Raw genomic sequence first — 16190 nt, 5'->3', positions numbered from 1 at the left:
ATTATCTGTAAACCAGGGCGCCAATCAATGTTGCCAGTGATATGCCCAAAGAATTACTTGTTATATCAAGCCAGGAAACGGTTCTTCCGGGTACAAAGGATTGTCCAATTTCAAAAAGGTACGACGATAATAGTACGGCCAGCCAGAAGAGTCCCTTATAGCGGCCTTTGCAAAAAATAACATAAAGCAATATGGTGATCACAAAATAATAGCCACCATGAAAGATCATATCGAGCCACCAGTGATAACTGGCGCCAAAATAATGTTCAGGATGAAAGTTAGGCCATTCGCAAAACAGTCCCGTTATAACCAGTAGCACAATGAACAGGATCACTTTACCAATCCCCTCTAACCGGTACCTGCCCAGCTTCGTCACATTTGTATCAGAATGCATTTGCTTCGCCTTTTATAGTATTAAATACGGTCAAAAACATAATTTTCATATCGAGCCACATACTCCAGTTCTCCATATACCACAGGTCATACTCAACACGCTTCTTCATTTGGTCGAGCGTTTTTGTTTCACCCCTGAAGCCGCTCACCTGGGCCCAGCCGGTAATACCCGGTTTCAGGAACTGGCGTATCATATATTCATCAATGATCTTTGAATAATCTGCTGTATGTTTCAACATGTGCGGCCGCGGCCCCACGATACTCATATCGCCCATCAACACATTCAGGAATTGTGGAAATTCATCGAGGTTCGAGCGGCGAAGGAATTGCCCCAGTTTGGTAATACGGGCATCGTTACGGGTAGCCTGCACCGTGTTGGCATTATCGTTTACCTTCATACTCCTGAACTTCAGGCACCAGAAGCTTTTGTTATCCTGTCCGCTGCGTTGCTGGCGGAAAAATACCGGGCCTTTCGATTCCAGTTTAATCAAAAGGCCTATTAACGGTATCAACCAGGAAAGTATGAATACCGTTACCAATGCACTTACCAGGATATCAAAGATCCTTTTTTTGACTTTGTTGCCGAGATCGTCGAGCGGTTCGCGGCGCAGGGAAAGTACAGGTATCTCATTCAGATAATCGATATATACCTGCCGTTTTACCAGGGCGCCTATATCGGGTACAATACGAAACCTGATACAGTTCTGATCGGCTTTCTTGATCAACCGGTAAATACCGGGGTTTTGTTCGGGCACTATGGTAGAATATATTTCAGTGGCCCCATACCGTTTGCAAACATCCAGCGCCCCATTGATATTGCCTAATATGGGATAACGTGATAATTCATGAATATTCTCCAGCTCTTCACAATACCCCACCACTTCTTTATTGATGCCATCTTCTTCAAGGTAATCGACCAGTTTCCTCGACAGGTCGTTATACCCCAGCACGATCACTTTATTATGAAAGAAATCTTTCTTTTTAAAGTAATGATAAACGGCCAGGTATAAAAATCGGTTACAGGCCAGTAGTAATGGAATACCGCATATTATGGTTGCAATGAACAGGCGCGAAATGATAAAGAAATGCGAGAAGAACAAAAACGCGCAAACCATGAGCAGGAAATATAAAAAGGCGCGGGTCGATCGCCCGGCAAACAGTTCAAATGAAAAAATATTCCGTTCATGATATACATTACCCGATAACGCCACCACCAGCCAGGCTACCGTTAAATAAATTCCGAAATAAGTATATTCAACATACGCCTCGATTAAACTCTCCCGTTGAAAGTAGAACCGGGCAATAAAAAAAACTATATTAATAGCCACCAGGTCCATTGCCAGTAAGGTCAATTGCAAATGGCGCAAAAATCTGCTATTCATACACACATCAGTTTTAGGTCAATGATTAGTGAGTTGTTAATTTCTCATTTCTAATCTCCTTGGCCCATGTACCTTGAAGATCTTCTTAAAAAACAAATAAATAAACAGCGAATTCGTGATCACATACCGCTTGAACAGGCGGCGTGGTTCCTGCATCAACCTAAATAACCATTCCAGCCCCAAATGCTGCAACCAGGCCGGTGCCCGCTTTTGCATCCCCACCATAACGGGTAAAGCGCCCCCCACTCCAATCATCACTGCATTTATTCTTCCCTTCATGGAAGCCATCCATTTTTCCTGTTTGGGGCAACCGAGAATTACCAGCACTACGGCAGCGCCCGAGTTGTTGATCTTCTCTACCAGCTTGTCTTCTTCTTCGCGGGTGGCAGGTCTGAACGGCGGACTGTACATGCCGGCAATTGGCAGGTCGGGAAATGCATAACGCAGGTAATGTTCTGTTTTTTCGAGCAGGGCAGGTGTTCCGCCATAAAAGAAAGCCGGCAGTTTCTTCAACATCATTTGCTGCAACAGATCGGGCAACAGGTCCATACCCGCTACCCTGTCCTGTCTGATGCCATATACATACCGCAACACCCAGGTAAGCGGTTTGCCATCGGGCGTTACCATGGTAGCATCATTAATGACCTGGTTGAACGACTGATCTTTGTAGGCTTCAATAAACATATGCACATTGGCCACACATACGTTGGCACTCTCTTTATGATGCGCCAACGTTACAATTTGACTTACGAAAGAAGAATAATTCCCTGTCGTAATTCCGAAGTTGATAATGCTTTTTCTTTCCATACCAGTAAGCTTATTGGGGATGAAAGTTTTACAGTTATGTAGTATCTGGATTAACTTTTATTTTCCATTGGGTTTTGACTGTACCAGCCGGGCCGAAGGGCCTGGCTGCGCATGGCCAATTGAATTCATTACTTCATGCATGCCGGTGCACACCTGCAAACGGGTGAACTTTTTCGCCAGCTCCCGGTTATTGGCCGACATGGCTTTGCGCAAAGCATGATCGCCATATAAAATGCTGATTGCTTTTGCTACACTTTCAGCCGATTCTCCATCAACCCACAAAACATTATCAGGAGCAGTGAGGTAATCTTTGGCCGCGCGAATGCGGGTGGTGATCACCGGTAAACCGGCCGCTATCGACTTAAACAACGCCATCGGAAACCCTTCATTAAAAAAGGTAGGAAAGGCCAGCATATCGGCATTGGCGTAAAAGTGATCACATTCCTGATCGGGTATAAAACCAGTGAAACGAACGTAATCCATAACCTGTAATGATTCGGCGCGTTGCCGTAGCTCCTTCATATCGGGGCCATCACCTACAAATACAAACAGGCAATCATCTTTACAGGGCAGCATGGGAATGCTTTCGAGCAGGCTGAAAACGCCTTTTTCCCGTACAATGCGGCCAACGAACAATACCTTGAATTTGGAATCATCCAACGCATATTTTTTCCTGAATGCCAGTGATGCTTCCGAGCGCGCGGGGTCAATAATATTGGCCGTAATAAATATTTTTCGCGCCAGTGCGGGATCATATTGCCGCACCAGCTCTTTCTCTTCGCTCGATAAAAAGAACCATACATCCACATGCTTTCTTACAAACGGCACCACCATGTGGCGGAATAAAAATGATCTGCTTTGTAAGATCGATACATCTGACCCGTGTGTCTTTATTACAATTTTCACTTTGTGTATATACAGGAGCTTTATGAGCAACACCGTAATAAAATCACGGGTAGTGGCGACGGGTTCAAACCGGGAGTTGAGGTATAAAAATTCCGGTGAAAAAGCATAGAGTTGCTTCACAATATTCAACGCCTTCACTATTACCCCCCATAGCTTTAACATTTTTGGGGCCGTACTATCATTACGGCTAAATGGCACCGGTTTACATACATATCCCAGATCGGTGAAACCATCGATCTCGTCATGTGATAAAAGAACATGATTTTTTGGTGGCACGCCCACCAATATCCGTTGAGCCATTAATTATAAAATTGTGTAGTTATTAAATGCACTTTTCGTTCCCAGGTATTTCCCTTGGCGTAATTAAATGCATTGACCGAGCATTTTTTCCTGAACTCAACATCCACATACATCCGGGTTATCGCTTTGGCAATGTCAAGTGCTGTATTTTCTTTTGTTGTGGGTTTTATCTTAATGCCACACTCATTGCTAACCGCGAGGGCTGAACCATGTATATCGAGCGTGATCACCGGCAACCCAAAAGCCATGGCTTCATTTAACTGGGCCGGGCACGAATCGCGCAATGAGCAGAAAATAAAAACATCGGCCTGTTCATAGTGATGAACTACTTCTTTAAAGGGTATTTGTCCCAATATCCGCAACTGCGAGGGATCCAATCCGTATTGTTGTATCCATCCTTCCAAGAACTGGTATTGTTCGCCCCCACCCACTATCGTGAACGTATAATTCACTTCTTTGGGCACCAGCGACAACGCATGCAGAATAAGGTTCAATCCCTTGCGGGGTAACATGCGCCCCACCCACAACAGGTTCAGTTGTTTGCCGGGTGCACGTTCAATAAAATCCATGTGCTGCATCGACAGGGGGATCGCATTGTCGAGTATCAGGTGAATATTGCGGGGCTGCGCCGTTCGTACTTTTTGTACTATGTCGGCTGTATCCTGGTTGGTAACCAGAATGTGATCAGAAAGGGTAACGGTATTCTTCAGATTGGTGCTGAACCTGATACTCAGCTTTGAGATAAGGCTCCGGATCTTTTCAATTTTCCAGGCCGGTCCAAAATATTCTTTGAATTCGGGCAATGCTTCCTGGCCACCACCCACCGGTCCAAAAATGATGCGGGCGCCTTTCAGCTTCCATAAAAATGTGCCCTGCTGAAAGCTTCCATAAGTAACGTGATGAGCCACATCAAAATGCATTCTCCGGTGCATTTGTAAAGCGATGCCGGCAGCCTTCTTCCGCCATAAAAAATAATGCAGGTAAATGGTCTTGGAAGAAGGGTTGAACAATACTTTGTCGAGGTTCAACGCCAGCTCTACAAAAACGATGTGCAGGTTAGGCAATTCCAATCGTTCCAGTTCGGCCAGCGTAGCTTCTTTGTCCTGCACATTGGTCAAACACCACACTTCATACCCCTGCAACGCCAGGTTGAGCGCCCAGCTCCATCCGTTCCCTTCCTCACTCCCCCTGATGGGCGAGCAGGCATAGGCACTTAATAAAACTTTCTTCATGAACTATTGCTATTTGTTGGAGAGTGTTTACGCTACTTCTACTGCTTGCATTAATTTCCTGATGGGAACAGCGGGGTTACCGGCCACCACGGTATTGGCAGGTACGCTTTTGGTCACTACCGACCCGCAGCCAATGGTCACCTGATCGCCGATGGTTATATTACCGATAATACAGGTATTGCAGCCTACATCAACATAATTACCGATCACCGGTGAATGAGACATGGTACCATTTGGCAACTGTTTGTTGCCGATAGTAGTGCAATGGCGCAGCGTGCAATAATTGCCAATTACCACCTGGTTGTTCAACACCAGTCCCTGGCCATGATAGATCCTGAGCCCACAGCCCGCTTTTATATTCCATGGTATCTCGATACTAAAGAACCATTCTACAAGTATCTTGTAAAAAACGAGATAGGGAAACAGGAGATAGTAATAGATCCTTCGTGTAGTGCAGAAGTTGGCGATCCTGAACAACAGCATGATCACCCGGCCTTTCGCACTGGTTTTATTAGACTCCCAATCTTGAAATATAAATTGAAAGAAATTCATATTGTAAGTTGTGTGTGGTGAATGTTGCCGTTACCGGTTACCGGTTACCAGTTGCCAGGACTTGAATTTCGATCAGTCTATACATAATCGGGCTCTACTAATTCTTTGCCGGTACCGGAAACTGGCAACCTGTAACCTGTAACCTGAAACTTGAAACCTGTAACTTGCAACTATATCCTATGATGCATATGCATGCAGTAAGATCTCTGTATTTCTATTCCACATTTCGTCTTCGGTTAAATGACTGATGTTTTGCGCCAGTGTTTTGTAATGTTCATTGCGCAATGCAAATCGTATGCCTTCGGCCAGCTTTTCCGGATCGCTCGGTGGCACCAGCAATCCGTTCACATTATGATCAATGAATTCGGGGAAAGAGCCCACATTCGTAGCAATCACCGGGGTATTCAATCCAAAGGCAGTCATCAGCACCCCACTTTGGGTAGCATCTTTATACGGACAAACGATAAACTTCGCGTGCTGTATCAGCGTGGCCAGCTCTTCGTTGGGAATATGCTTTTCAATTAGCGTGATGTTATTCTTATACTTATTCAACAGTTCTTCATCCATATCGAATCCATAATACCGCTTACCGGCTATGATCAACTGTTCATCAGGAAATTCCCTGAACACATCGGGCATGGCATTCAACAGATCATCAACTCCTTTATAAGGCGAGAGGCGGCCAAAGAATAAAATGTATTTCTTTTTGTCTTCTCCGTCCGGTACCAGCCGCCTCAGAAAACTGTACGGGCTCATCTTCAATACCGTTTTATTGGGCGCATGGTCTTTATAGTATTGCTCGAACTGGGCCTTGGCAAAATCGGAGTAGAACAGGAATTTCTTTTTAACCGGCATATTGAAAAAGAAGGTACGGGGCAGGCTTATCTTCCAGGTGTCTTCGCCCGAATGCGGTACGGGATCATGAATGGTAAGACAAACATTTTTAAATGACCGTAAATACAACAACATGCCAATAGCCCGCAAACTGAACGTTTCAAAATGAATAATATCGGGCCTGAACTGCTTTATGTATTTCCAAACTTTAAAAGATGCATTCAGGGTACTGTATGACAAACCTGTTTTATGCGGGTGGATCACAAAATGCACACTGGCCACGCCCTCAAAATATGGTTTCAGGCCCTGGTAGCTGCGGGGAGATAAGACCTGCTCTGGCTTTACCAGGGTTTTATCGTCAGGAAGATGGTCAACCTCAATAACCGACGTATTCCTGCCCGATGGCGTTAACTCAATGAGCACATGCAATTGCACATGTTTTTTAAGGATGTTCACCAGCTCAATGGTGGCATCCATAAACGCGACCTGCATATAATACACAACTGTCATGATAAATTATTTTCGGGTTTCAGATTGTCTTAGCGTTAGCGATGGCGCATTCCCGCCCCAGCGGGATCCTAAACTGGCAGCGGGTATTTTTACAAATGCAAGCGCCAGCAATAACCAGTAACCTGTAAACAATACTATTGGTGAAAACTTGAATGATAATAAGACATAGCTGCCAGCCAGAAAACCGGTCAGCAAATAGAATTTCAGCACATGCCCCATGGTTACCATACCCTTTCGCAGCAACAGCACATCCTGACAAATATGAAATATCAGGAATGAGAAAAATATGGCAAGATTCACTGTGGTAAGACTTTTATCAATGAGGAAACCCGTAAAACAAAACACGATGTTCAGCACCAGGCTGATTACATTGAACCACATATCGGCCCTTTCAAGGTTCATAGACACCAACACGTTGGCCTGCAACAGGGCCGTTGGGAAGATCAATATGGTCAGGAACATCTCCTTTGTATAGGCGCCCGTAGCATTATAGTTATTTCCAAATGCCCAGGGTATCAGGGTATCGGCAAACGAATAAATAAAGGTGTAGGCAAACAGGCCAAACAGTAAATAGTAGTTAAATACTTTTTTGTAATAATTCCTGAAATCATCGAGGCTGCCTGTTTTGAATTGCTGCACCAGCGCCGGAAACACCGACATGGAAACGATCAGTGGTAATATTTGTGCCATGGCAAATACCCGGAACGAGATCTCGAAATGCGCCACATCGGCCAACGGCAATGTCTTTGAAATAATAATGTTCGAAATGCGCCAGTAGGCTATGGAAACACTGCCAATGATGATAAAGGGCCAGTTTGCAAACACGATCTTTTTTACTTCGCTCCCTGCCAGCCGGTAATTCCACAACGACCGCATGCTGATGGTCTTTGAGGAACCAACCGCCAGAAAGAAATTCAATGTTATAAACCGTACCCCTATCAGCAGCACACTCAATACCATGATCGAAATGGGAAAAAGAAATAGCAGGCAACCGATCGCAAACTTGAGCACCGAATCAATGATGAGGATAATAAATGTTTTATTCTGATTGAACTCGGCAATATTCAAAGATTTAATGGCATAAATGATATTATCGAAAATTATGTTCACCCCCAGCAATACGATCAGTGATTGCAAAAGGGCATCGTGGTACAGCAGGAATGCAATGGCTATGCTGCATACATAAAAAAAGCAACCACTGTACAATTGTATTTTTACGAACCGGCTTACCAGCTGTTGCTTATCGGGCACATCAACCAGCTCGCGGGTAAACCACTGCCCCAACCCCAATGTTGAAAAGGCAGCCAGGAATTGATAAATAGTATTGGCGATCAGAAAAAAGGCAAATTCACCGGTGGTGTATTTACGTGCTACGATCACAAAGAACAAACTAACCAAAACACTTTGCAGGCCATTGGCTGCAATGCCCCAGAAGCTGTTCTTTATTAACCGCGACTTAAACAGGTTCACCGAACGCTGCATCAGGTTCAACTTCATGAACAATTTTTGAACGATTTGATAAATAGATCAGGAATGTACACAGGCACACCAGCACGATCAGGTTCCTTCTATCGGTTATGGAGTACAGCGATACAAAAGATACCAGCCAGCTTATGATGGGTGCAATAAATAACAACACCCGGCTATCGGTTTGTTTTTTCACCCAACCCCGCAAGCCGCCAATAACGGCGCCCAGTATCAATGCGAATACCACCAGGAAGCCGGGAGCGCCAAATTCAGTGAGTATCTTTAAATACCCATTCTCGGGCTGATCGAGAAAAACAACCTCATTTTCCAGCACCAGGTATTGGTCCTGCGCATAACGCGAAACATAATCTTTATAATTTCCGATGCCGATACCCAGGAAGGGATGTGACCTGTATATATCATATGCTTCGCGCCAGATGGTAGCCCTGAAATCAAAAGAGTTATTTATATCATCCTGCCGCTTGAACAGGATCAGTGAGTTGGAAAATAAAGCGATCACTGCCCCACCCGCAATACAACCTATTACGATGTACTTTTTGTATTGCATGCCGGCAAACAACAGCAGGAACAACACCCCCGCACTCAATCCCAGGAATGCTGAACGGCCTCCTGTTAAGAAAATAGCCACCACCACCGACAGAAAAAGCAGGATATTCTTTAGTTGGGGGCGCTGAATGTACTTATTGTTGATCAGGAACATAAAGCTCAGCATGGCCAGGAACTGCGCATACTTCTGTGAATCGGCAAAGAAACTGGGATATCGAATACCATTGCTGTCGAGGGTATTCTGGTTCAGCTCCGTATACAACCGGAAGTCAAGCCCGATCACCAATTGCACCACCAGGAAAGCCATGGAAAACAAACAGGCAAAACGCAAACCGTTGATCATTTTATTAATAAACCCTTCATCGTGCAGGCATTCCACCATCAGCAAACGGGCATAGATAAATATTGGGAACACCGATAAAATGGTGAGTAAGGAATTGGTGATAAAGGATGAAGTGAGACTGCCCAGCAGCAACAGGAAGATCAACGTACAAAACCCGCCAAAATAAAACCGGTTGGGTTTGTACACACTGAGAAAATCCTTGTACCGCCAGAAGAGCATCAGATAAGACAAGCCATCAAACAGGGTTAAACTACCATATTCATAAGGCGTGATCTTCAGATCGATCAACGGCAGCACGTACAACATATATAAAAGATAGGTACGCCTGGGTTGCCTGCTGAACAGCAACAAAACAACGAATGCTACAAGAGCTCCGGCGGTTAACACCACCATCAGAGAATTCATCTGAAAATATTATTTTGTTTTTGGCCTGATGGATCTTACTCCCGACAAGCCGGAACAGGCTATGACACAATTTTCATTATGAGATCATTTAAATGAAAATTCTGTCATAGTCGATTCCTATACTATATTTTGATCAACTGATCAAATGTTCAAATTGTACTTTACCGGCCTTTTCAAATTCTTTTATATCACATTCCACCATTTCTTTTACCAGCATTGTCAGGTCATACTTTGGTTCCCAGTTCAATCTGGTCCTTGCTTTGGTAGCATCGCCTATCAATAGTTCCACTTCCGTTGGCCTGAAGTATTCGGGGTCAACAGCCACTACCTGCTTGCCTAATTCCAGTTGATAATTTTCGTTGGTACAGGTGGCTACAAAACCGCGTTCGGCTGCGCCTTCACCGGTGAATTCGATCACGATGCCCAGTTCGGCAAAAGCCATTCTTACAAATTCCCGCACTTCGGTAGTGATACCTGTAGCAATTACAAAATCCTCAGGCGTATCCTGTTGTAAGATCTTCCACATAGCTTCTACATAATCCTTTGCATGGCCCCAGTCGCGTTGCGCATTCAGGTTACCGAGGAACAAACAATCCTGTAAGCCGAGGGCAATGGCGGCAACCGCGCGTGTTATTTTACGCGTTACAAAGGTTTCTCCGCGCAATGGGCTTTCATGGTTGAACAAAATACCGTTGCAGGCATACATGCCATACGCTTCGCGGTAGTTCACAGTGATCCAGTAAGCGTATAATTTAGCAACCGCATACGGGCTTCGTGGATAGAAGGGCGTGGTCTCTTTTTGCGGCACTTCCTGCACCAGGCCATACAGCTCTGAGGTGGATGCCTGGTAAATACGGGTTTTCTTTTCCAACCCCAGTATCCTGATCGCTTCGAGCAGGCGCAGGGTGCCAATGCCATCGGCATTGGCGGTATATTCAGGTGTATCAAAGCTCACTTTTACATGGCTCATGGCTGCCAGGTTATATATTTCATCGGGCTGCGTTTCCTGAATGATGCGAATAAGGTTGGTGCTGTCGGTCATATCGCCATAATGTAAGCGGAACCGCACGTTTGCTTCATGCGGGTCCTGGTACAAATGATCTATACGATGGGTATTGATCAGCGACGACCGCCGTTTTATGCCATGTACCATATATCCTTTTTCCAGTAACAGTTCGGCCAGGTACGCACCGTCCTGACCGTTAACACCAGTTATAAGCGCTATTTTCATCTGAAATTATTATTTTTTATTTTGGCCAGATGGAACTTACTCCCGACAAGCCGGGACAGGCTATGACAAAATTTTCATTGCATTACATGATCATAATGAAAATTTTGTCATGGACGTTTCATGCTATTGATTTTTCGAGCGTGGTTGTTTTAAAGTCTTCATATATCTGTCGCAGGCCTTCCTTCAGGGAGATCTTATGCCGCCAGCCCAATGCATGCAGCTTGCTTACATCGAGGATCTTGCGGGGCGTGCCATCGGGCTTGGTTGCATCGAGTACAATGCGGCCTTTAAAGCCTACCAGGTCTTTTATCAATTCGGCCAGTTGTATAATACTGATATCTTCCCCTACCCCCACATTCACCGGTGACCGGCCATTATAATTATTCATCAGGAACAAACAGGCATCGGCCAAATCATCGGCATGCATAAATTCACGCAGTGGTGAACCTGTTCCCCAGATCACTACCTGCGGTGCTGAGTGTTCTTTCGCTTCATGGAACTTTCTCAACAAAGCCGGCAGCACGTGACTGCTTTCCAGATCATAATTATCATTGAACCCATACAGGTTGGTAGGCATTACCGAAATAAAATTGCAACCATATTGATCTCGGTACGCTTCACAAAGCTTGATGCCGGCGATCTTGGCAATAGCGTATGGTTCATTGGTTGGTTCCAGCAAACCCGATAATAAATATTCTTCTTTCAATGGCTGTGGCGCCAGTTTGGGATAAATGCAGGAAGAACCGAGAAAGAGCAGCTTCTTCACCCCCGCTTTATGTGCCTGGTGAATTATATTGCTTTCGATCATCAGGTTATCGTACAGAAAATCGGCCCGCCAGGTATTGTTGGCAACAATGCCGCCCACTTTGGCAGCAGCCAGAAAAATATATTCAGGTTGTTCTGTTTCAAAAAAATCAGCTACCGCATCCTGGTTACGAAGATCGAGCTCCGTGGAACTACGGGTAACCAGGTTCCCGTATCCCGCTGCGCTTAATTTTCTGATAATGGCACTGCCCACCATTCCCCGGTGACCGGCTACATAGATCTTATTTGAAGAGTGCATTATAAAAATAGTTGTTGGTATAAGATGTGGTGATCGGAATTACTTCAACATTGCTCTTTTCCACTTCGGCTGTCATGGTATAACCCAGTGAGGGCAATTGCACTTTTACTGTTTTGCTTCTCACTTCTATTACATCGCCTTCACGCGCCATTAACGGACCGCTCGAAATGCGCACCCGGTCGTTCATATTAACGTTTATCTTTTCAAGCTGCACATTGTGGTATTCATTAAGGAACTGTCTTATTGTATCTATTTCCTCATCGCGGATAACTGCAGGCTGACCCAACCAGTATACCAGGTTCAAAATACCATCTGTTTGTTTGATGGTCACATGTTCCTGTGGGGTGGTGTGCACAAATACATAGGAGGTGAACAAAGGCTCAAGGACCAGTTTTTTTCTATCGGCCCATTGACGAACCATTTTGTTCAAAGGACAATAATTCTCTATGTGCTTTCGTACTAACAGATCGGCTACCTTCTTTTCCCATCGTGGCCGTGTATACACAGCATACCATTTCTTACTTGTGTCCATATACTTCGATTATTTTGTTTTAAGAACAGGCTCCGCCCAACTCAGTTACAGTACCCTGTAACCGGCAGATAATTTTTTAATATGTATTCAGTTTCTGAGGCGTTTAAGGCGGACCTGGTTTCAGAGAGGGCGCCGCTCCCTGAGCATGAGCGCCCTTACCTTTTTCACTACTTCTTATATTGGCTTAAATGAAGTCTTCTGTTTTTTCATCTTTCTATTCTCCTTGTAAGCATAACCGTCGCCATAACCATATCCGTAGCCATAATGATGTCTTCCAAATCCTTTGGGCCTGATGCCATTGAATACAATGGCCATGTTCTTCAGGGAATTCACCTTACTGATCTTGTCGATCTGTTCTACCATTATCTTGGGCGTATGACGGTGCCTGATAACATACAATGTAGCATCGCAATACGGTGAAATAATATATGCATCCGTTACCGGACCAACCGGAGCCGTATCGATGATAATATAATCAAAGATGCCGTCGAGATAGGTCAGCAGCTCAGGCAGGCGATTGTTCATTAAAATTTCAGTGGGGTTGGCCGATAATGGTCCCGCAGGAATAATGAATAAATTATCATTTACGTCACTCCGTTTAATGATCTCTTCAGGTTCGCGGGTGCCCAGCAAATAATTGGAAATACCTACTTCTGAATTGATGTTCAGATATTCACTGATGGCCGGACTGTGCAGGTCCATTTCGAGCAGCACTACTTTTTTACCGGTAAGCGCCATGCTCAATGCCAGGTTGGTGGCTATAAAGCTTTTACCTTCCCCGGCGATACTGGAAGTTACCAGCACCTTTTTATTAGTGGTGTTCACCCCCAGGTAATTAAGCGCCACGCGCAATTTGCGGAATTGTTCCGCTACAAAGCTGCGGCTGTTTGGGCCGCCGATCACGACCGGGTTCTTTGATTTATCAATTGAGATCTCTGCGATCACCGGATGACTGGTGAGGCGTTCTATATCCTGCCGGTACATGATCTTCTTGTTGAATATTTCTTTCAATGTAATCCAAACAACCCCAATAGCCAGGGCAGTAATAACAGCGATGGCAAACACGATCGGTGCTTTTGGACTAACCGGTTTTACAGTAGTAGAAGCGCGGTCAACCACGCGGCTGTCGCTCACATTGGCAGCATAAGAAAGGGCTGTTTCTTCTTTCTTTTGCAACAGGAAAGCGTAAATGCTTTGCATGGTGCTTTGCTGGCGGCTGATCTCTATGAGATCGCGTTCCTTCTTGGGAATGGTTTGCAATACCGAAGTATAGGAATTATTGGTTGAAGCCAGGTTGCCCCTGCTTGCCTGTAAACCCCGCCGTTGGTTTTGAATATTTTCAAGGATGCCGGGCTTTATGCGGTTGATTTGATCGGTAACCGATGACATCAATGGATTACCTTCCCCCGTAGTTCCTTTCTTCTTTTCATATTCCAGCTCCAGTTCGTATAATTTATCAAGCATGTTCGATAATACCGGATCAGAAACACCTAATGTAGAAGGTGCAATGCTGCTGTTATTATCTTTTTGTTTTACGTAACGCTCTACCTGGTCAAGCGCGGCCAGCTTCATATCAATTTCACCCAGCTTCTGGTCGTTGGCGCTTACATTCTCGAGGAACAATTTGCCCTGCTCGCTTACATCTACCGCCGCCTGTGATGATTTATATTGTTCAATCTTATGCTCAATGCCGGTCAGGTCGCGCGATACGTGGTTCAACCTGTCCTCCACAAACCGGAGGGTATTGGCGGCCAGCGTATTTTTATCCTTGAGCATTGCAACATTATATTGCGTCAGCAATTCATTCAGGATGTCTTCACCGCGCTCGGGCACTTCATCCTGAATGGTAAGGTTTAAAATAGAAGACAGCTTGCTGGCCGAGGCGATCACCAGCCGGTCCTGAATATTCGCAATCACTTTTTTAGGTTCCTGCAAAGTGAAATAGAATTGTCCGGCAGGTACATAGGCCGAATCTTTCAACCGGGGGTTCGGCATGAATTGTAACGTACCATACGGTGTTTGCACCCATTCATTTATCGGGTAACTGTCGGTGCCGATGACCACTTTCTTTTCTTCCTTATTATAGCCAAAAGGAACTTTCTTTGTTTCGGTCAGGCTATCGGGGCTTTTTGCTTTAATAATTACCGGTGAGGTAGTATAGGCAGGCAATCCACCCGGAGCAACGCCTTTTTTTGTAAACCAGTTGGCAAGGGCGTTGTTCGATAACCATTTATTCGATTCCAGCCAGGAATGGATCCTCCTTTCTTCATAAACCGGTGCATACAATTCCAGGTTGTTCACCACTTCCTTTACCAGGGTGCGCGACTGCAACACTTCCATTTCATTTTCCAGGATCTTCTTGGTAGAAATAAGGTTCAGTGATTCCAACCCTTTGGAATCTTCCACCCCTTTCTTTTCATCTTTAATAAGTAACCGTGCAGTGGACTCATACTGTGGAATTGAATACCGCATGTACAGGCAGGCTCCTCCTATTGCCAGCAACAACAGAAATACAAACCATGGCCAGTAGGAAGCATAACGGTTCCATAACTGGTTAAAACTGGTTTCCCTGCTCTCCATCTCCAATCCATTTTTGTGTGTCACTTGCATAAATAATTTATTTTATCTTGTTAAACGATCTACGACGATAACTCCCAGCGATAAAGCGCTTAATACAATTGGTATCCATTGCTGGGAACGGCTTGTACTGGCTACTTTTGATTTATTTGGTTCTACATACACCACATCATTCGTCTTTAAATAATAATATGGTGAGTTGAATAGTTCTGTTGAATTAAGGTTCAGGCGATGGGTGACCTTTTTACCATCTTCATCCCTTATCACCAGCACATTATCGCGCTGGGCATAAATGGTGAGGTCGCCTGCCAGGCCAAGGGCTTCCAGCAAGGATATTCTTTCACTGGGCACCGTCACCACGGTGGGGTGCGCCACTTCACCTAAAACCGTTACTTTGAAATTGAGAAAGCGGATGGTTATGATGGGATCTACCAACAACTTTTTATCAACCAGCGATTTGATGAGCTTATCTTTCAACTCATCTTTTGATAAACCGGCTGCTTTTACCGACCCTAAAAAAGGGAATTGAATATTGCCTTCACCATCGACCAGGTAGCCGGTAGCGGCAACAGTTGTGGTTGTATTAGTATTGGCAGCAGCATTATTAGGTTGGTTGAATATTGCTGATGCTTCAGGGTTCAAACTGCTGACAGAAATGCTCAGCAGGTCATTATTTTGTATAACCAGCTTTGGAATAGCCGGGGCTTCAAATGAACCGTTCTTTTGCTCTGAAAAATAAACTGCCTTCTTCGTACTCGTACATGACACGCCTGCCAGCAGTACTACCAAAACACAATAATATTTACATGACTGCCACCACCGTGGCCATGCCATAGTTTTTCTATAACCCATATATGATTTTTAATTTTGCCTGACAAGCCTATTACACTACACTACAGGACCTGTATGTCCTATTGAATCAGGAGTAACCTAAGGGAAGAGGTGTTTTTTATATGCAAGCAAGGGGGATCTTTAAGGTTTGGGGTCTTATATCAAAAAGCTTGCACTTTATCGGAAATCATAATATTAATTTTTTGTGCCAGCCTTGTTTCAAGTTTGTTCTTGAATGATTATCAGCAAACAAATCAA

Annotated in this window: 14 protein-coding genes; all 14 read right to left on the bottom strand. The window is 44.6% G+C overall.

What is annotated here, in order from left to right; all coding sequences use genetic code 11:
* Position 1: 1 nt before the first annotated feature.
* The 14 genes from A3860_RS15710 to A3860_RS15645 all read right to left on the bottom strand — a co-directional run bounded on the left by A3860_RS15710 (position 2) and on the right by A3860_RS15645 (position 15935).
* Positions 2 to 394, bottom strand: coding sequence for a VanZ family protein (locus tag A3860_RS15710; protein WP_081147676.1), 393 nt, complete (start codon positions 392 to 394; stop codon positions 2 to 4).
* The gene (locus tag A3860_RS15705) at positions 384 to 1775 is read right to left on the bottom strand and encodes an undecaprenyl-phosphate glucose phosphotransferase (RefSeq protein ID WP_081147675.1); all 1392 of its coding nucleotides are present in this window, start codon (positions 1773 to 1775) and stop codon (positions 384 to 386) included. The genes A3860_RS15710 and A3860_RS15705 overlap by 11 nt, the downstream gene beginning before the upstream one ends.
* A 36-nt stretch (positions 1776 to 1811) precedes the next feature.
* Positions 1812 to 2582: a WecB/TagA/CpsF family glycosyltransferase gene (locus tag A3860_RS15700; protein WP_081147674.1), complete on the bottom strand. Its 771-nt coding sequence runs from the start codon at positions 2580 to 2582 to the stop codon at positions 1812 to 1814.
* A gap of 57 nt (positions 2583 to 2639) precedes the next feature.
* Positions 2640 to 3788, bottom strand: a complete 1149-nt coding sequence (locus tag A3860_RS15695; RefSeq protein WP_081147673.1) for a glycosyltransferase family 4 protein — start codon at positions 3786 to 3788, stop codon at positions 2640 to 2642.
* On the bottom strand, positions 3788 to 5020 hold the full coding sequence (locus tag A3860_RS15690; RefSeq protein ID WP_081147672.1) for a glycosyltransferase family 4 protein: 1233 nt from the start codon (positions 5018 to 5020) through the stop codon (positions 3788 to 3790). The genes A3860_RS15695 and A3860_RS15690 overlap by 1 nt, the downstream gene beginning before the upstream one ends.
* Positions 5021 to 5047: 27 nt before the next feature.
* Positions 5048 to 5572 (bottom strand): serine O-acetyltransferase, encoded by a 525-nt coding sequence (locus A3860_RS15685; RefSeq protein WP_081147671.1) that lies wholly within the window; start codon positions 5570 to 5572, stop codon positions 5048 to 5050.
* 177 nt (positions 5573 to 5749) lie between these two features.
* Positions 5750 to 6916, bottom strand: a complete 1167-nt coding sequence (locus A3860_RS15680; RefSeq protein WP_081147670.1) for a glycosyltransferase family 4 protein — start codon at positions 6914 to 6916, stop codon at positions 5750 to 5752.
* A 6-nt stretch (positions 6917 to 6922) separates the two neighbouring features.
* Entirely contained in the window at positions 6923 to 8413 is a 1491-nt protein-coding gene (locus tag A3860_RS15675; protein ID WP_081147669.1) for a lipopolysaccharide biosynthesis protein, read from the bottom strand.
* Entirely contained in the window at positions 8373 to 9698 is a 1326-nt protein-coding gene (locus tag A3860_RS15670) for an O-antigen ligase family protein (protein ID WP_081147668.1), read from the bottom strand. Before A3860_RS15670 ends, A3860_RS15675 begins: the two co-directional genes overlap by 41 nt.
* Positions 9699 to 9831: 133 nt before the next feature.
* The gene (gene gmd / locus A3860_RS15665) at positions 9832 to 10929 is read right to left on the bottom strand and encodes a GDP-mannose 4,6-dehydratase (RefSeq protein ID WP_081147667.1); all 1098 of its coding nucleotides are present in this window, start codon (positions 10927 to 10929) and stop codon (positions 9832 to 9834) included.
* Between the two features lie 118 nt (positions 10930 to 11047).
* A complete protein-coding gene (gene fcl, locus A3860_RS15660) occupies positions 11048 to 11992 on the bottom strand; it encodes a GDP-L-fucose synthase (protein ID WP_081147666.1) in 945 nt (314 codons plus the stop codon).
* A complete protein-coding gene (locus tag A3860_RS15655; RefSeq protein WP_081147665.1) occupies positions 11976 to 12524 on the bottom strand; it encodes a UpxY family transcription antiterminator in 549 nt (182 codons plus the stop codon). Before A3860_RS15655 ends, fcl begins: the two co-directional genes overlap by 17 nt.
* A 174-nt stretch (positions 12525 to 12698) precedes the next feature.
* On the bottom strand, positions 12699 to 15134 hold the full coding sequence (locus A3860_RS15650) for a GumC family protein (RefSeq protein WP_081147664.1): 2436 nt from the start codon (positions 15132 to 15134) through the stop codon (positions 12699 to 12701).
* 12 nt (positions 15135 to 15146) lie between these two features.
* A complete protein-coding gene (locus tag A3860_RS15645; protein WP_245843550.1) occupies positions 15147 to 15935 on the bottom strand; it encodes a polysaccharide biosynthesis/export family protein in 789 nt (262 codons plus the stop codon).
* Between the last annotated feature and the right edge of the window lie 255 nt (positions 15936 to 16190).

Origin of the sequence: Niastella vici, from assembly GCF_002077945.1 — a bacterium.
Taxonomy (GTDB): domain Bacteria; phylum Bacteroidota; class Bacteroidia; order Chitinophagales; family Chitinophagaceae; genus Niastella; species Niastella vici.
This window is presented reverse-complemented; position numbering and strand designations above follow the sequence as displayed.